The 17,719-nt window shown below is 36.4% G+C and carries 19 protein-coding genes; 4 read left to right on the top strand and 15 right to left on the bottom strand.

What is annotated here, in order from left to right; genetic code table 11:
• Positions 1 to 3 precede the first annotated feature (3 nt).
• The 4 genes from KUA55_RS01290 to KUA55_RS01275 form a co-directional block, all read right to left on the bottom strand.
• Positions 4 to 507 (bottom strand): cell wall elongation regulator TseB-like domain-containing protein, encoded by a 504-nt coding sequence (locus KUA55_RS01290; RefSeq protein WP_218324364.1) that lies wholly within the window; start codon positions 505 to 507, stop codon positions 4 to 6.
• Between the two features lie 56 nt (positions 508 to 563).
• Positions 564 to 3,308: a helicase C-terminal domain-containing protein gene (locus KUA55_RS01285; protein WP_218324363.1), complete on the bottom strand. Its 2,745-nt coding sequence runs from the start codon at positions 3,306 to 3,308 to the stop codon at positions 564 to 566.
• A gap of 88 nt (positions 3,309 to 3,396) precedes the next feature.
• Positions 3,397 to 3,597, bottom strand: a complete 201-nt coding sequence (locus KUA55_RS01280; RefSeq protein WP_218324362.1) for a cold-shock protein — start codon at positions 3,595 to 3,597, stop codon at positions 3,397 to 3,399.
• 191 nt (positions 3,598 to 3,788) lie between these two features.
• Entirely contained in the window at positions 3,789 to 4,898 is a 1,110-nt protein-coding gene (locus tag KUA55_RS01275; RefSeq protein WP_218324361.1) for a baeRF6 domain-containing protein, read from the bottom strand.
• A gap of 316 nt (positions 4,899 to 5,214) precedes the next feature.
• Between KUA55_RS01275 and KUA55_RS01270 the strand changes: the two genes are divergently transcribed.
• On the top strand, positions 5,215 to 5,757 hold the full coding sequence (locus KUA55_RS01270; protein ID WP_218324360.1) for an SHOCT domain-containing protein: 543 nt from the start codon (positions 5,215 to 5,217) through the stop codon (positions 5,755 to 5,757).
• A 39-nt stretch (positions 5,758 to 5,796) separates the two neighbouring features.
• Here the strand turns inward: KUA55_RS01270 and KUA55_RS01265 are convergent, their stop codons facing one another.
• From KUA55_RS01265 to dnaX, 11 genes are all read right to left on the bottom strand, one after another.
• A complete protein-coding gene (locus KUA55_RS01265; protein WP_218324359.1) occupies positions 5,797 to 6,141 on the bottom strand; it encodes a P-II family nitrogen regulator in 345 nt (114 codons plus the stop codon).
• A 12-nt stretch (positions 6,142 to 6,153) separates the two neighbouring features.
• On the bottom strand, positions 6,154 to 7,368 hold the full coding sequence (locus KUA55_RS01260) for an ammonium transporter (protein WP_218324358.1): 1,215 nt from the start codon (positions 7,366 to 7,368) through the stop codon (positions 6,154 to 6,156).
• 158 nt (positions 7,369 to 7,526) lie between these two features.
• Positions 7,527 to 8,387, bottom strand: a complete 861-nt coding sequence (gene rsmI, locus KUA55_RS01255; RefSeq protein WP_218324811.1) for a 16S rRNA (cytidine(1402)-2'-O)-methyltransferase — start codon at positions 8,385 to 8,387, stop codon at positions 7,527 to 7,529.
• A 60-nt stretch (positions 8,388 to 8,447) separates the two neighbouring features.
• Positions 8,448 to 8,801, bottom strand: a complete 354-nt coding sequence (locus KUA55_RS01250) for a DNA replication initiation control protein YabA (protein ID WP_218324357.1) — start codon at positions 8,799 to 8,801, stop codon at positions 8,448 to 8,450.
• Positions 8,794 to 9,612 (bottom strand): PSP1 domain-containing protein, encoded by an 819-nt coding sequence (locus tag KUA55_RS01245; protein ID WP_218324356.1) that lies wholly within the window; start codon positions 9,610 to 9,612, stop codon positions 8,794 to 8,796. Before KUA55_RS01245 ends, KUA55_RS01250 begins: the two co-directional genes overlap by 8 nt.
• A gap of 16 nt (positions 9,613 to 9,628) precedes the next feature.
• Positions 9,629 to 10,570 (bottom strand): DNA polymerase III subunit delta', encoded by a 942-nt coding sequence (gene holB / locus KUA55_RS01240; protein ID WP_218324810.1) that lies wholly within the window; start codon positions 10,568 to 10,570, stop codon positions 9,629 to 9,631.
• Position 10,571: 1 nt separating this feature from the next.
• On the bottom strand, positions 10,572 to 10,901 hold the full coding sequence (locus KUA55_RS01235; protein ID WP_218324355.1) for a cyclic-di-AMP receptor: 330 nt from the start codon (positions 10,899 to 10,901) through the stop codon (positions 10,572 to 10,574).
• A 17-nt stretch (positions 10,902 to 10,918) separates the two neighbouring features.
• Positions 10,919 to 11,560: a dTMP kinase gene (tmk, locus tag KUA55_RS01230; RefSeq protein WP_218324354.1), complete on the bottom strand. Its 642-nt coding sequence runs from the start codon at positions 11,558 to 11,560 to the stop codon at positions 10,919 to 10,921.
• 60 nt (positions 11,561 to 11,620) lie between these two features.
• Positions 11,621 to 12,217, bottom strand: coding sequence for a recombination mediator RecR (recR, locus tag KUA55_RS01225; RefSeq protein WP_218324353.1), 597 nt, complete (start codon positions 12,215 to 12,217; stop codon positions 11,621 to 11,623).
• Positions 12,218 to 12,261: 44 nt separating this feature from the next.
• A complete protein-coding gene (locus KUA55_RS01220; RefSeq protein WP_218324352.1) occupies positions 12,262 to 12,573 on the bottom strand; it encodes a YbaB/EbfC family nucleoid-associated protein in 312 nt (103 codons plus the stop codon).
• A gap of 12 nt (positions 12,574 to 12,585) precedes the next feature.
• Positions 12,586 to 14,313 carry a DNA polymerase III subunit gamma/tau gene (gene dnaX / locus KUA55_RS01215; protein WP_218324351.1) on the bottom strand — a complete coding sequence of 576 codons (1,728 nt, stop codon included), beginning with the start codon at positions 14,311 to 14,313 and terminating at the stop codon, positions 12,586 to 12,588.
• A 180-nt stretch (positions 14,314 to 14,493) separates the two neighbouring features.
• On the opposite strand from dnaX, the gene KUA55_RS01210 reads away from it, so the two are divergent.
• The 3 genes from KUA55_RS01210 to KUA55_RS01200 are packed head-to-tail and all read left to right on the top strand — an operon-like array spanning position 14,494 to position 17,559.
• Positions 14,494 to 15,711 (top strand): SPFH domain-containing protein, encoded by a 1,218-nt coding sequence (locus KUA55_RS01210; RefSeq protein ID WP_218324350.1) that lies wholly within the window; start codon positions 14,494 to 14,496, stop codon positions 15,709 to 15,711.
• 10 nt (positions 15,712 to 15,721) lie between these two features.
• Positions 15,722 to 16,762, top strand: a complete 1,041-nt coding sequence (locus KUA55_RS01205) for a TFIIB-type zinc ribbon-containing protein (protein WP_218324349.1) — start codon at positions 15,722 to 15,724, stop codon at positions 16,760 to 16,762.
• Positions 16,759 to 17,559, top strand: coding sequence for a TPM domain-containing protein (locus KUA55_RS01200; RefSeq protein ID WP_218324348.1), 801 nt, complete (start codon positions 16,759 to 16,761; stop codon positions 17,557 to 17,559). The genes KUA55_RS01205 and KUA55_RS01200 overlap by 4 nt, the downstream gene beginning before the upstream one ends.
• Positions 17,560 to 17,719: the final 160 nt, after the last annotated feature.

The following is a 17,719-nucleotide window of genomic DNA, read 5'->3' as shown; positions in this document are numbered from 1 at the left end:
AGATTAGATGTTATTCAATGTTTTTACTTTCTTCCCATCAGCAAAAGCAATCAAATAATAATTATAATTGCCTTCACTATTTTTTGCTGAAACTTCCCAAACTGTTTGCTTTTGATAGATGCCTAATTCGGCTTTTTCGACAGTCACATCTGGATAATCAGTTGAAATTTGTTTTTTTGCGGCTGCTTCCGTCAAGCCATCGCTTTGATCCAATACGCGAATTTTATTGCCTTTTTGTGGAACAATGACGACAATTTTTTTTCCAGAAGTATCTTCACCAGTGACAGTAAAATAAGTTTTTTTACGATTAAACCAATAAAATTTATCTACTGTATCTAAATCGCCGTATCTTCTAGCGACTTGAATCGTTTCTTCGCGTGCCTGATGTAACGGCCGATTAGAGCGAATAAAAATAATAGTAACTGTCACAACAATTGTTAATAAAACAATAATTGCTGCAATTAACCAGAGATTGATTTTCTCGCCGATCGTCTTTCTTTTCGACAAAATAATTGGCTCCTTTCAGATAAGCTACATTATACCAAAACTCGCGCGCTTCCTCATTACTTCTCTGAATTTTTGTCAGAATTTAAAAAATCATGGGCATCTGCTAAATTATCTGCAAAGGAATGATTAATAATCGGTAATTCTTTAGGTAGGGCTTTTTGCAGACGTTTCCCATAGCTTGCTTTAATGAACCGTTGATCTAACAAGAACATGACTCCCTTGTCTTCTTCCGATCGGATCAAACGACCTAAGGCTTGGCGCAACCGTAAAATCGTATGAGGAATTGCTTCTTCATAAAATGAATTCACCCCGAGACTAGTTAAATATTCATTTCTAGCTTTTACTAGCGGACGTTTAGGATTTTCAAAAGGTAAACGAGTAACAATCAAGACTTGCAGAATTTCTCCAGGTAAATCGATTCCTTCCCAAAAACTATCGGCTCCAAGCAAAATAGCATCCTCAGACAATAAAAAGCGTTTGAGTAATTTTTCACGGCTACCACCCGATCCTTGTGCTAAAATTTCTCTATTTTCTTGAAGCATCGGTAATCTCAAATAACGATAGACTCGATTCAAAATATCATGAGAAGTAAATAAAACCAATATTGGGCGAACTTCTTTTGCCGCAACTTGACCAATAATTTCTGCGATATATTGTCCGTACCTTTCAGGCGAGGCGGTTTGAATATCTAAACTGTCGTTTGGTACATAAAGTCTTGCTTGTTGGCTGTAATCATAAGGACTTGCAATCACTTTTAAATCCGCGTCAATTCCCCAACGTTTTGCAAAGTATCTACGATCACTTGTGATTTTCAACGTCCCACCTAAGTATAAAATTTGTTGATAGCGGCTATACCATCGCGTTTCTGGTAAAACTTGTGCTGCTAAATCTTCAACAGCAATTCGTTGGCTTTTTTCTTCTAACCAGTGGAGATAACGGGCCTCCCAGAAAGTCACAAATTGATCAAAAGTTTCCCCTTCAGAGTTTAACTTTTCTTTTAAAGCCAAAAAGTCATGGACATCACTTTGTTCTTCAATACCAAAGCTTGCTTGATGCAACTGAAAATAAGCTGCTATTTTTTCAGTCACGATCGAAATATCCCGGTATAAAATTTGGATACGACTAATCAAGTCTTGCCCATAGTTCGACACTTGATCAAATTGATCTTGGGACAACACCTTAATATCATCTTTCGTTAAGCGTATCATTTCTGGAAATAAATCCGTTAAATCAGCCACTAACTCACTATAAATATCAAATAACATTTCAATTAGATGACTGATCTGTTGATCATGATTAACTAAATTTTGCCATGTTAATATTTTATTGGTTTCCAGTAATTGTTGGTACCTTTTGCTAATGGCAGTCACACTCAATTGGTGACTACTAATACGGGTCAATGTTCGGCTCAAATGATGGGCTTCATCAATAATTAAGTAACTGCTGCTAGGTAATTGAGGCGTCTTTCGATAGCTTTCTTCCGCTAAAAAAGCATGATTAGTAATGACTAAATTACTTTGCTGCAATTTTTTATTACGCTGGACAAGAAAATCGACGGCGTAAAATGGATTACTAGGATTTAAACTTTCTAATCCTAAATGTCCAACCTCCTGCCAAAAAGTATGATTCAAACGAGTCATATTTAATTCATCAAAATCACCTGTCTCTGTCATAGTCAGCCATACCAAGACAGCCATTTGATAGAAAGTATATTGTTTTTGACCGATTTCTCCTTGTAAGGTTTGATAAAAACGAGCCAAATCAATGTAATGTCGACTACTTTTCATTACTACCGCTTGCAACTGCTGTTCTAACAATTCATTAAGTAAAGGTAAATCCTTATTCAACATCTGTTCTTGTAACAATAATGAAGCCGTACTGACCACTAAAGGATTTTCAGGGGTGGCCAAATAGCTCATGGGTAAAAGATAGCCTAAAGTTTTACCAATTCCAGTCGCTGCTTCAACAATTAAATCAGCTTTTTCTTGGCTATTGAAAAAATCATAGACCAAATTCATTAATCTTCCTTGCTCTTTACGGAAGCTCAATTTTTGACCATATAATTTTTCTTTGTTTTTTTTCATCCTAGGATAACTTCTTTGGTAGAGATTCTCTAAATAAAGTGGCGCCGTTTTTTTCTTTAAAGCCAGGCCAAAGATTATTTCAATCTCAGCTGAAGGTGTTTCTTGTTGCTGTTTTCGATCAGCCAATATTTCTGCTAGATAATCTTTCGTTTGAAAAGCCATATGATCGGCTAGTTTGACAATTTGTTCTAAAGTAATTAACGGTAATTGGCGAATTCTCTTCTCTAAATTAATCAAAAGCTCCGCTGTTACTTCTGCATCACTGTCTGCTTGATGAGGGTTCTTATGACTAAATGCCAATTCTTCTGCTAAATCTTTCAAACGAAAACTTAAAGCAGTTGGCATAAAGATTTGTGCTAATTCTACCGTATCAATTCCTGGGCTAGTTAATTCTGGTAAGCCACAACGAACCAATTCATTTGATAGAAAAGTATAATCAAAATAGATATTGTGGGCCACAAATATTGTGTCCGATAAAAAATTGGCAATAGTAACTGCCACATCTTCAAAATAAGGGGCTTTGGCTACTCGTTGATTGGATATTCCCGTCAAATGTTGAATCTGGCTTGAAATTCTCTGGTCTGGATTAATATCTGTCGCAAAACGAGAAACAATTTCCCCATTCTCTACTAGTACACAACCGAATTGAATAATACGATCAGTTTTAGGATCAGTTCCAGTTGTTTCGATATCAACGATGGCATAAGTATTTTTCACAGTCCGCCTCCTTCCTTTGAAATTATAGCTTTTTTTCGCTACAAAAAAAAGCCAGATGCAAAAATTGCACCTGGCAGAAATTGTTTAATTAAGCTTTTTCAACATTTGTAGCTTGAGGGCCACGTTGACCTTCTTCTACGTCAAATGTTACTGCTTGGCCTTCTTCTAAAGTTTTGAAGCCGTCGCCTTGGATAGCTGAAAAGTGAACGAATAAGTCGCTGCCGTTTTCTGCTGTGATAAAGCCATAACCTTTTTCTGCGTTAAACCATTTTACTGTACCGTGTTCCATGTAAAAAACATCTCCTGTTTTTAAATATTTTTTGTAATTCTTGAACGATAAAAATAGGAAGATGTTTCAAAAAACACTTGCCAATGATTAGCCGACAACAACTACGGTTTAAAGTATACCACAATCAATAACCAAACTAAAGAAAGAAGTAAGATTCCTCATATTTCTTTACCAATTGATAATGAAGACAATTAATAACGTAAAATCGCTAATAAACTCTTTTCATCTGGGATCGCTTTTTGATCCAGTACAAAGACTTGCCCACCACCTGAAATAACAAGTTCTGCAATTTGATTCAATACTTGACGACGATCATATTCGGTATCTGGGTCATCACCAAAGCCAGGTATTAAATTACTGGTAGCAATGAATAGGTGAGAAATACGAGCATCTTTTGCTGCTAGATCAATATCAACTAATTGATCGTTGAATTTTTTATCAGTTAGTTTTTGATAGCTAGTTGTTTCCAGTTCGGCCAATTCATCAGATAATTTTAAAGCGCCTAATTCAATATCCTTGATACTCAAATTAGCTGGTGATGCTGAAATTGCTGCTTTATCAGAATAGTAATTAATTTTTGCCACTTTTTTAAATTGGCTTTGATTTTCTGGTAAGGCAAATAAATACAATGGTAATTGTTCCGGGTTAGCTAAGCCTCGTAAGAAATTATCAACTGCTTGGTAATAATTCAACCAATCAACCTCAACTTCTTCATCTTTAGGACTCATTCCATGGAAGCTTAAACCATCTGCTGAGCCAGCGCCAGAAGTATTTACTCGGCTTTTATCAGCAAGCTCGTCACCTAATGCTTTAGTTGCGTCAGTTGGTGCTTCTTCAGGTAAGGTTACTTCACTTAATTGTTTATTCTTCATTTGATATAGCTTCATTGAATCGCGATTTAAAGCCAATAACAAATAGTTATAATTAAATTGTGCATTTTTAATAATCGCTAATAAATAAGGTAAGTCGGCAACATAATATTGATCATCAACTTCGATACTTAAGCGGTGAATATAGGTTTCATCTTTTGTTAAGATGATGGCAACACTGGCTGTTGGAGAACGCCAGAAAGATAAATCAGTTAATAAACGATCGATTTTTTCTTGGAATGGTGCAAATTTTTCATCAGGATAGCGTTTCTCAAAACGTTTTTTCGCTTCTTTTGCAAAATTTTTCAACATCAACTGATCTTTCTCAACTTCTTGATGAGACACATGGGTATTCAACATAAACGTGACGAACGGTCCGACTGCTTCTTCTGAAGTTAATTGAGAAAGCAAATTTTTACTGATAGATGACATAAAACCCCTCCTATTTTTAAAATCTACTTAACAAGTGTAACACAAAGACTTTTTTGTTAAAAACAAAAAGAAACGGCTAGAAAAAAAGTTAATCATCGCTTTCTCATAGATTTCTTAGCATAAAAATAAAAATTATTCATGAAAAAATAAAGCGTTTCCTTTATTATAAGATTATACCAATTATCCCGAATTGGTTTTTTCATACTTACTCCTACCAAGAGTAAATAACAACCTTCATTTCCACCATAGTGACGGCTATGGTGGTTTTTTTGTGCTATACTTGATAAAATTATTTCGTTTTAAAAGGAGCAATATGATGAAAACTGCCCAAGAAATGTACCAATATTGCAACCAACAGCATTTTTTTGGAGGTACCGATCCTAGTTTTTCCCTAAAACATTTTGAAGTATTAGCTAAAAACTTGAGAAATGATGAAACCGTACTTGTTTGCTTCTTAGGAATGCACAACCGTCAATCTGCCACTCGTAATGATGGTTTTTATGCCTACGCTTTAACAAATCAGCGCTTCATTATGGGACAAAAAAAGATGCTGGGAGAAACTTTCCGTGTTATCACTCGAAGTAACCTGCAAGAATTTCGCTTAATGAAAGAACACAGTTTAGACTATCTGATGGTACTTACTTCAGAAGACACCATTCCGATTGTTTTAACTGAAGGTGAGTCACAAGCTATTTTAATCGCCTTAACAGATGCTTTCGAAGATCCTTCAGCTGACGAACAACCAAAAGATACCTCCTTAACTATTGCGGAACAATTAATCAAAATGAAAGAACTATTGGACGCAGGTATTTTAAGCCCAGCTGAATTCGAGAAAATAAAAAAAGACTTGCTTCAATAAAAAAACGTCAAAAACCTTTCGGTATTTGACGTTTTTCGTTTATGAAATAGCTGCTTCTCCTCGTTCTCCTGTTCGAATTCGAATAGCTTCTTCAATTGGGTAAACAAATATTTTTCCAGTACCAAAATCCTCTGACTGACAAATATTTAAAATCAAATCAATCACGTGATTGACATCTTCATCTGCCAGAACAAAACTCACCGTTACTTTAGGCAATAAACTCGTTACAATTTCTTTCCCCCGCACATGAGTTGTTTGTCCTTTTTGCAAACCAATTCCTAGAACTTGTGAAACTGTCATACCATTTACCTCAAAATCTTTATCGATTGCTGCTTTAATTTCTTCTAATTTTTCCTGCCGAATAATCGCTTCAACTTTTTTCATGCTACTTTCCTCCTAAGAATCTAATCCCATAAACGTTGGGTAGGCACTTTCTTCATGTTCTCCTAAATCTAAACCAAGTGCTTCTTCCTGATCTGTTACACGAATTGGCATGAATAATTTAATAATTGAAATAATAATGAAGCTTGCTGCTCCGGCAAAAACTAACGTGAAAATAATTGATTCAAGTTGAGCAACAAATAAATCTACACCACCGTAAATCAAACCTGTACGGCCACCTACACTTGGATCTGCAAAAATACCTGTAACAATACCTCCAAAAATCCCGCCGATACCATGACAACCAAAAGCATCCAATGCATCATCAAATCCTAAACGCTGTTTAATCACTGCAATGAAGAAGTAACAGAAAGGACTTACTAAAAGACCAATCAATATACTAGACCATAGTGAGACAAAACCAGCCCCTGGAGTAATTGCAACTAAACCAACCACAGCACCTGTACATGCACCTACAACTGTCGGTTTACCATTTAAAACTTTCTCAATAAGCATCCAAGAAAGCATCGCTGCAGCTGCTGCAGTATTTGTTACTAACCCAGCGTGAATAGCTAAACCATCAGCCGCTAAAGCTGAACCGGCATTAAAACCAAACCAACCAAACCACAATAGACCTGCACCTAATACTACAAACGGTACGTTATGAGGACGATATTCTGCTAAGTGATATTCACGACGACGTCCTAAAACAACCGCTAGAACCAAACCAGAAATCCCTGAACTAATATGAACAACGTTCCCACCAGCAAAGTCAATTGAACCAATCTGGTCTAAGAAGCCTCCGCCCCAAACCATATGAGCCAACGGTGCATAAACAACAACTAACCAGATGGCGATGAATAAGAAAATTGCTGAAAATCTCATGCGTCCTGCTACCGAACCTGTTAAGATACCAGTGGTAATTAAAGCAAACATCATTTGGAAGAAAGCGAACAATCCATCAGGAATCCCGTCTCCTTCTGTCATTGACACTCCATTTAAAAAGACTTTATCGAGATTTCCGATAAATGAACCTGATCCACTAAATGATAATGAATAGCCGACTGCAATCCAAACAATTGAAGCCAAACCCATTACACAAATTACCATCATCATTGTGTTTAAAATATTTTTTCTTCTTTCTAGACCACCATAGAAAAACGCCAATGCTGGAGTCATTAAAAATACCAACCCCGAACAAATTAAAATAAATGCAATATTTGCTGCCATATAACCACTCCCATTTTTTATTATGTAACATATCCTAACATTAAAAATGAGAATTTGCAGTATATTTTTACGTTTATTTTCATAAACTTCTAATTTCGTCACTATTCATGTGAGGTTTTTTGACATAAAAAGGACAGAGTGTATTCTCCGTCCTTTTTTTAGCCTTCATGATAAGCTTTATAAACATCTTGTTTTTTCAAATTTTGTTGCTTAGCAACTAACTTAATAGCCTCTTTACTTGTTTCACCCGTCTGAATAATTTTTTCGACTTGTTCTTTTAGACTACCTTCAAAAACAGGTAATTCTTCGTCTACTTGATTATTACCAGCAATCATTAGACAAATTTCCCCTTTAAGCTGATGCTCAGTCAAATAAGTAATAATTTCACTTGCACTTCCACGTAAGTATTCTTCAAATAATTTAGTCAATTCACGACAAACTACAACCTGGCGATCACCAAAAACTTCTAATATATTCGTTAAGGTCGCCTTTAAGCGATAAGGTGACTCATAAAAAATCAGCGTCGCTGTTTGATCATTTAACGTAGTTAAGGTTTCTTTCTGAATATTTTTTTTTCGTGGTAAAAATCCATGAAAATAAAAAGGTTGTGGCAATAATCCAGAAGCAATTAAAGCTGTCATACCCGCCGTTGCTCCCGGCAATGAAACCACTGTTAGATCTGCCGCAATACAAGCCTCCACTAGCTCATGACCGGGATCACTAATTGAAGGCATTCCAGCATCTGAAACCTGTGCAATTTTTTTACCTTGCTTTAACAATGCAATTATTTCTGGAATACGTTCTTTATAATTATGCTCGTGTAAACTTTTTTGTGGTACTTTAATTTCAAAATGATTTAGTAATTTTTGGGTATTTCGAGTATCTTCACTAGCAATTAAATCAACTTCTTTTAAAGTTTCCACGCCGCGAAAAGTCATATCCGCTAAATTACCAATTGGTGTAGGTACTAAATAAAGAATCCCCTTTGGTTCTTTAGAAAAGCTTTTTTGGATTTTCATCATTATCAATCCTCTCAATTAAAAACGGAATTGAGCGATTACTCAATCCCGTCTGCTTACTTATTTACTTGGTTTACTTTCACTATAAATGACATCTAAACAAAAAGCACAAGGTTCATCATCTTCTCTTCTGGAACCATATAATAAATTGCAGACATGAAAACCATCTTCATATATTTTTTCCAAATTCATTTTTGATTGGGATAATCCTTGTTTTTCATCTGTGGTTTGAGGATGCGCTTTTTGATTCATCTCTAAAATACGCTCTCGTAATCGTTGGTTTTCAATTTCTAAGGTGGTATTTTTTTCGACTAATTCCAATAAAGTTTCTTTCATTGTTGTCAACTGTTCAAGATTTTCTTCCATCTTGAATTCTAATTGATTCAAACCATCATAAAGACTACGTCTATCCATGACCTTTGTCACCTGCTTTAACAAGTTCAGAAACATCATATTCTAGCGGTGTTTCACGACCTACTAAGCGAACTTTTACAATCCGACTCAATAGATTCAGACCAACTACACGTCCTTTACCTTCTGGTGTAATGACTTCTTTGCCGTAATCGGGCATTTCTTTTTTCGCTTGTTCGTATTCATCATTTTCATATTTTAAGCAGCACATCAAACGGCCACACAATCCAGAAATTTTGGCTGGATTTAATGATAGACCTTGATCCTTTGCCATTTTAATCGAGACAGGAATAAAGTCACCTAGGAATGTTGAACAACATAATTGCCGGCCACAAGGTCCAATCCCCCCTAAAATCTTAGCTTCATCACGAACACCAATTTGACGCAACTCAATCCGAGTACGAAATACAGCTGCTAAATCTTTCACCAATTCACGAAAATCAATCCGTCCATCTGCAGTAAAATAAAAAACCATTTTACTGCGGTCAAATGTGTATTCGACATTGGTTAATTTCATTTCCAACTCATGTTCACGAATTTTTTCTTTAGCTATTTTAAAAGCAGCTTTAGTATCTTTTTGATTTTGCGCTAATTTGTGTAATTCTTTTTCACTCGCTTTATGTAAAACAGTTTTTAAATCCTCTGATAAATCTTCCTTTGCCATTTCAACTTTAGGAAGTGCCACGGTGGCAATTTGTTGCGCTTGTTGTGACTCAACCAAAACTTTATCGTTATAATGAAATGTATTTTTGCCAGGAGCATAATAATAGATGTGTCCGGCTTCTCGAAAACGAACACCCACTACTTCAACCATTGGTCCACCTACTTTTCTATTTGAATATTACGTGGAGGGTTATTTGTTCGGCAATACTTTGAAAAGCGACGTTGGCTTCTAATTTTTGAATGGCTTTCAAACTTTCAGCTAATAACCGATTGTATTTTTCAGTCATCGCTCTATCATCATTCAACACTTGATTGCGTTGACTTTTAGAAAAATAACCTAACATTTCAAAAGCTAAACGTTGCTGGTTTTTTTCTTTAAAAATTTTGACTAATTTTTTTTGCACATAAACAAAGCCTTGAGGATCGTCTTTTTCAAGATATCGGAACCATTGCATAACCGTCTCTTTAGCCTCATTAAACCATTCATCATTTGATAATTCAACTGCTTTTTGATAACTATTCGTCAAATCCACTAACAAACTAGCACTTTCAACAGAAAAATTTTCTTGTGTTTGTAGTTGCTGGATTAAATGTTTTTTGGCTAAACCTTGAAAATGAATAATCTGACTACGAGATTGGATCGTCGGTAAGATCTTTCCTAATGCACTAGTCATTAAAATGATCATAAAATCTTTTGGTGGTTCCTCTAAAAATTTCAATAAACTATTGGCTGAATTAACGTTCATCTTTTCTGCTTGATGAATCAAGACAACCTTTTTATTTGATTCGAAACCACTTTTAGCTAGTTCTTTTTGCAATTCACGAATCTGGTCAACTTTGATTAGTTGCCCTTCTGGTAGCACCTCAATCACATCTGGGTGTTCCTTTTGACTGATTCGCAAGCAATTATTACATTTTTCACAAGGTTGATTATCCTTTAAATCTAGACAAAACAAATGTTTGATAAACCACAGGGCCATCATTTCTTTACCGGTACCGCTATCCCCTTCAAAAAGGTAAGCATGGGCCAAACGCCCATGCTCAAAACTGTTTTGTAATTGTCTAAACACAATCGGTTGCAAATTTCTTAATGTATCTTTTTCGTTCATCTTAATATTGGAAGAAGCTTTCGACTGGTAATACAAAAACAGTTGCGCCACCAACTTCAACTTCTACTGGATACGGTACTTGTCCGTCCAAAGAAATATCCAAAGTTACCGGTGTTGTCACATATTGCGTTCTTGCCTTAGAGGTTTCTTGAATCAGTTGCAGTGTTTCTTCTACACGTTCATCTTCAATCCCAATAATAAAAGTAGAATTGCCGGCCTTTAAAAAACCACCTGTGGATGATAATTTTGTTGCACGAATGTTAGCGTCAATGAACTCATTAGCTAAACGATTAGAATCTTTGTCTTGGATAATTGCTAAGATTAATTTCATAATCTAACTCCTCTCTATTATTGAAAATATTGGGGATAACGGGAAACTAAGACTTCAAAACAGTCTTCTACTACATCTTCCAGTCGTTGTTTGGCATCAATTTTGATGATTCGTTCAGGATTTGCCTCATAGAGTTTCAGGTACTCATGACGAACTCGCTGATGGAATTGTAGTCCTTCAGAATCTAGGCGGTCAATTTGATTGCGGCGTGACGCCATAATTCTTTGCAAACCGGTATCAGAATCAACATCCAAATACAAAGTCACATCTGGAATAGTTCCTTCAGTTGCAAATTGGTTAATGTCTGCCACTGGTTCAACGCCAATACGACGCCCTGCCCCTTGATAAGCCAACGAGCTATCAACAAAACGATCACATAAAACAATTTTACCACTTTCTAATGCCGGCCAAACTTTTTCAACTAAATGCTGACGTCTAGCAGCTGCATAAAGCAACGCTTCTGTCCGATCATCCATTCGATCATTTTGCGGATCTAAAATAACTTGTCGAATTTTTTCAGCGATGGGAATCCCACCAGGTTCTCTTGTTTTCATGATATCTGTTGCAGCGATCTGACGCAAACGCGGATACAAATATTCTACAACACTTGTTTTGCCAGCACCATCTGGACCTTCGATTGTAATAAATAAACCTTTCAATATCTTATCCTCCACTTAATATACTTTCAATTCTACACAAAAACGCTATGAAATGAAAATTTACAGTTCACGACGCCCTTCAACTGCTTTTAATAAAGTAATTTCATCTGCATATTCAATATCACTACCAACTGATAAACCATGGGCTAAGCGAGTAACCTTAATTCCAGCTGGCTTTATTAAGCGAGAAAGATACATCGCTGTTGCTTCGCCTTCAGTTGTTGCGTTAGTCGCAATTATTACTTCTTTCACTTCATCATCATGTAGCCGTTTAATCAACGGAGCGATATTGATATCTTCTGGTCCAGTACCTTCCATTGGTGACAATACGCCATGTAAAACATGATACAATCCATGATAATCTCTGACTTTTTCTAAAGCCATCACATCTTTTGGTTCTTCTACTACTAAAATTGTACTGCGATCTCGTGTCGTATCACTGCAAATTTCACAAGGATCATCTTCCGTGATATTGCCGCAAATACTACAAAAATGTAAATCTCGCTTTACTGAAATCAGCGAACGCGCAAACTCATTTACACTTTCATCTTTCATATCAATCGTAAAAAAAGCTAAACGAGTCGCCGTTTTTTGCCCGATCCCCGGCAACTTCATATAACTTTCAATTAATTTAGCAATTGGTTCAGGATATTGCATTCATTTCTCCTTTGGTATCAAATTAACAACTACCAGCATTTACTTTAAAATCCTGGTAATCCCTTAGTATATTTACCCATTGTACTTTCAGTTACTTGGTTAATTTTACTCATGGCATCATTGACTGCTAAAACTAGCATGTCTTGCAACATTTCTGGATCTTCTGGATCAATTAGTTCAGGATTAATTTCAATGCCTTGCATCTTTTTATCACCAGTGAAGGTCACCTTTACTAAATCATTAGTTGAAGAACCAGTAAAAATTGACGCATTCAACTCATCTTGAGCTTTTGTCATATCTTTTTGCATCTTTTGCATTTGTTTCATCATACCTTGCATGTTTCCCATTCCGCGCATATTATCTACTCCTTAATCTTCTTTAATCGTTACTAAATTACCAAATAAACTTTTGGCTTGCTCTACAACCGCATTTTCTTCTTCCACTGGTAAAGAAATTTCTTCAGGCATTTCGTCAGTGTTTTCCTGCGGTTCATCTTGATGCTGACTTAAATAAGCTTGGCGCAATCGCGGCCAATTTTCCTTTGGAATATACACAAAATCCGGTGTGTAATCTTTCACCATCATACTTAAGCTATTTTGTAAATTCAACTGAAGGTCACTATCTGCTTCTGCCCGCTGACATAAAATTTCATAATCAAAAACCAACAAGACTAAATTGGGTCCCGCCGCCTGAATTTCACTAGCTTTTAAAATTGCTCTTTGAGTAACTGGCAGAGCCATCAATAGATCTTCCCACACCCCTCTGACTTGTTGTAAGTCATTCTTAGTGGCTTCACTTAAGACTTGATAAACTTTTTCAGTTGGTAAGCGATAATTACTGCTCACTTTTTTATTGACAGTTTTTTCTTCTGTTGGTGCAGCCTGAGCTATTCCTTGATTCCTTAACTGTTGTAACTCATTTTTTAATTGCTGTACTTCTGTTTTTAATGCCGTTAGTTCTTGACTACTTACTGACGGCCCACTCTCTTTTTCGCTTTCAATATATGCTGATTGATTCTTCTCAGCAGTTGCTAGTTTTACAGTCGCCACTTCTAAGTAGACATTAGCATGATTGGTAAAACGAATTTCATTTTGTGTTTCACTGAGGATTTTTATCATTTGATAAAGTCGGACAGATACCGTGTTCTCAGCTAAATTCTTAAAGGCATCGGTTAATTGTTTAGTTTCGTCTAATAGTTCAGGTGCCTGTTGATACATTAATAAATCCCGGCAATAAAGTAATAAATCTTCGGTTAAGCGACGGGCTTCTTTACCTTCTGCCAAAATATTTTCTAAAGCCGACAACGCTCCAGATACATCTTCCGCTAAACAAGCTCCAATATATTCATCCATCATTTCGGTGGTTAAACTTCCCGTTACCGCCAAGGCATCTGATAATGTAATGGTTTCATTACTAAAGGAAATAGCCTGATCCAAAATACTTAAAGCATCCCGCATTCCGCCTTCTGCAGCTCTAGCTATGACTGGCAAAGCGGCTTCTTCATAAGAAATTTGACTTTCATCTAAAATAAAAGCCAAGCGCTTAATGATGACTTGGGTATCGATTCGTTTAAAATCAAATCGTTGCGTACGAGAAATAATTGTCGCCGGAATCTTGTGGGGTTCTGTCGTGGCTAAAATAAAAATGACATGTTCTTTCGGTTCTTCTAGCGTTTTTAACAAAGCATTGAAGGCACCGGTTGAAAGCATATGCACTTCATCAATAATATAAACTTTATAAGCAGCCGTGGTGGGCGCATAATTGGCCCGATCACGAATAAAACGAATCTCTTCGACACCATTATTACTAGCTGCATCGATTTCAATCACATCTTCTTGACGGCCTTCAGTAATAGCTTGGCACATCTCACAATGATTACAAGGTTCACCATCAACACTGTTAGGACAGTTAATTGCTTTAGCGAAAATTTTCGCCGCACTTGTTTTACCAGTTCCTCTCGGTCCCGTAAACAAATAGGCGTGCGATGTTTTGTGTTGAGCAATTGCATTTTTTAAAGTTCTAGTAATTGCCTCTTGTCCTACCAAATCATCAAAACGTTGAGAACGCCAGACCCGATACAGTGCTTGATACGCCATTTGTACTCCTCCTTGTAAAAAATCACTATCTATTATTATACGAAAATATTGTCAAAAAAGATAGTTGTTGCCTTAAAGCCGTAAAAAAATTAATCTCCTTTTAAATAAGACTTGCGACGGATTCTTAAAAAAATTCTTTCCATGGTATAATGAAAAAAAAGTTTTTACGGAGGGATTTTAATGGGTCTAATTAAAGCAGCAACAAGTTCAATCGGTGGCGGCTTAGCTGATCAATGGCTAGAAATCATCGAACCAGATAATATGGGCGCAACGACGGTCATGACTAAAGGTGTAGCAGTTAGAAAAAATGACAAACGTGGTGCCAATAAAAAAGCCACCCGCGATGTTTTAACCGACGGCTCAGTTGTTCATGTCTATCCTAATATGATGATGCTTTTAGTGGATGGCGGAAAAATTATTGATTACACCGCTGAAGAAGGCTATTACACAATCAATAATGAATTAGCCCCTTCTATGTTCAACGGCCAATTAAAAGACGCTGTCAAAGAAACTTTTGATCGTTTTAAATTCGGTGGCGTGGCACCACAATCACAACAAGTTTTTTATATTAATCTACAAGAAATTAAAGGCATTAAATTCGGTACGCCAACGCCTTTAAATTATTTCGATAACTTTTATAATGCTGAATTATTTTTACGGGCACATGGTACGTATTCTGTTCAAGTGACTGATCCTTTATTGTTCTTTGCCAATGGTATCCCACGGAATTTATCACAAGTTGATTTAAACGATATCAACGAACAATATTTGCAAGAATTTTTAACAGCTTTACAGACAGCCATCAACCAAATGTCACAAGCAGGTGAAAGAATTTCTTATGTGCCATCAAAAAGCATGGAACTAAGTAAATATATGGCCGATGTGTTAGACGAGTCTTGGAGAAGTTTACGAGGAATTGAGATTGTTTCGGTTGCCGTAGCGAGTATTTCTTACACTGAGGATTCAACTAAATTAATTAATATGCGTAATCAAGGAGCGATGTTAGGCGATCCAAGTATCCGTGAAGGTTACGTTCAAGGAGCTGTAGCTCATGGAATCGAAGAAGCTGGCAAAAATCCTGGCGGCGCCGGACAAGGATTCTTCGGTGTTGGAATGGGTATGAATGCTGGTGGTAATTTTATGGGTCAAGCCAGTGATAATAACCAAAAACAAATGGCGCAAGAACAAGCAAAAGCTGACTCTTGGACCTGTCCAAAATGTGGGACCGAGAATACTGGAAAATTTTGTAGTAATTGTGGCGAACCAAAACCACAAGCAACGGTCAATAAAATTGAAATGAAATGTAGCGAATGCGGGGAAATCGTTGATCTATCTAATGGTGTACCCAAATTCTGTCCCCATTGCGGCAAACCATTCAAAGGCATTCCGCTAGATTAGGAGGCAATTTATGAATGATACAATTACCCATCATTGTCCCAATTGTGGCGGACCTTTAACTTTTAATCCCGATGATCAAAAATTTCATTGTGATTATTGCTTAAGTATTTTTACAATCGAAGCCGTTGATGCGGAAGATGAAGCTAGCATCGTAGAAAAAAATATTGAAGAAACGAGTGAAAATGAACTCTTTTTGTGCCCTAGTTGTGGTGCCCAAATTGTTACAGACGCAACCACGGCTGCAACTTATTGCTATTTCTGTCATAATCCAGTTGTTTTGCAAGGGCGCTTAAGTGGAGAATTTCTTCCCAATAAGGTTTTACCCTTTAAGATTGATCGCAAGAAAGCTGAAGCTGATTTTTTAGCTTGGGTGAAAAAGAAAAAATTTATTCCTAAAGATTTCTATGATACCCAGCAAATTGAAAAAATGACCGGTGTTTATTTTCCTTACTGGGTAGTAGATGCAAAAACACAGGGAGAATATCACGGTAAAGGAACCGCGGTTCGCGTTTGGATTGTTGGTGATTTGGAATACACTGAGACAAAAATTTACGATGTTTACCGCAAGGGAAAAGCAAAAATCAATGATTTAGTCAAAAATGCTTTGAGTAAAAATATCCAGCAAAAAATGGTTAATCAAGTGCAACCTTTTCCTATCAATAATGCTGTCAATTTTAAAACCGAATATTTGTCAGGTTTTCAAGCCGAAAAAAGAGACATCGAAATGCAAGATTTATCAGCTGATGTCTCCCGAGAATTAAATGAATATACCGATAATCTAATGCGTGATACCATTACTAGTTACACCACCTTTAATAAAAAAAGTAGCAGCATTGCAATTGATGAACAAAACAATCACTATATGCTCTTGCCTGTTTGGTTGGTTACTTATCACGATAAAAATGGTAAAGTTTATTACTATGCCATGAATGGGCAGACTGGAAAAACCAGTGGTATATTACCGATTAGTTATTCAAAACTAGGACTAACTTCTGCTGGAATTTTTGCGATTGTGGCAGCCGTTTTAATGATTGTGGGGTATTTCATATGAAAAAATATTTCTTACTTCTATTATTTTTCTGTGTTTTACTTCCTACGAAAGTTTTCGCTGCTGGTGATACGATCACCGATCAGGCCGGATTATTTAATGATTCAGAAATTCAAGAATTAAGCCAAAAAGCAGACGAATTGGATCAGCAGATCAAAGGGAGAGTCTTTATTTTAACCACCGATACAAATGAAGAAGAACCGCGAAAATTTGCCAATCAAAATTTGATGCAGCGCGTTGGAAAAGACAATAATGGCGCACTTTTATTAATTGATATGAATCAACGAAAAGTTTATCTAACTACCTCTGGTAATATGATTGATTATTTAACCGACAAACGCGTAGACGATATTTTAGATGATGTCCAAACAAATTTGCAAGACAGTGACTACTACAATGCCGGCAATGCCTTTTTAACAAAATCAGCTAAATTTATTTCTGATGGCGTACCTCGGGGCAGTTATCGGATTGATGAAAAAACTGGAAAAATTACCTATTACAAATCAATTACACCTCTAGAAGCCATCATCAGTTTGGTGGTGGCCGCAATAGCTGGTATTGCCTTTTTTATTTTCGTAAGACTTCGTTACCAGCTAAAGAGTGGCAATTTTCGTTATCAATATCGGCAAAATGCCCAATTGGATTTAACTGAAAAAAGTGATACTTTAGTGAATTCTTTTGTGACAACTCGAATTATTCCTAAACCGAAAAACAACAGTGGCGGTTTTGGTGGCGGAGGTGGCAGCACCACAAATTCAAGCGGCGGCGGTACTTTTGGTGGTGGCGGTCGAGGCTTCTAGAACAAGGCTTTAAGAATTTGATAATCTGCTATATTTAATAATCAGCTTCCGTTAGAATAAAACAGGAAGCTGATTTTTCCTTGTCGTCACGAATAATTTTTGGTAGACTTGGATAATTCATGAAAAATTACTGTTTGCTTTCTTTATTATTAAGCTTATT

The organism is Enterococcus alishanensis (assembly GCF_019218635.1).
Lineage (GTDB): Bacteria > Bacillota > Bacilli > Lactobacillales > Enterococcaceae > Enterococcus_A > Enterococcus_A alishanensis.
The sequence above is the reverse complement of the archived record's forward strand: the minus strand, read 5'-3'. Positions and strand labels throughout refer to the sequence as shown.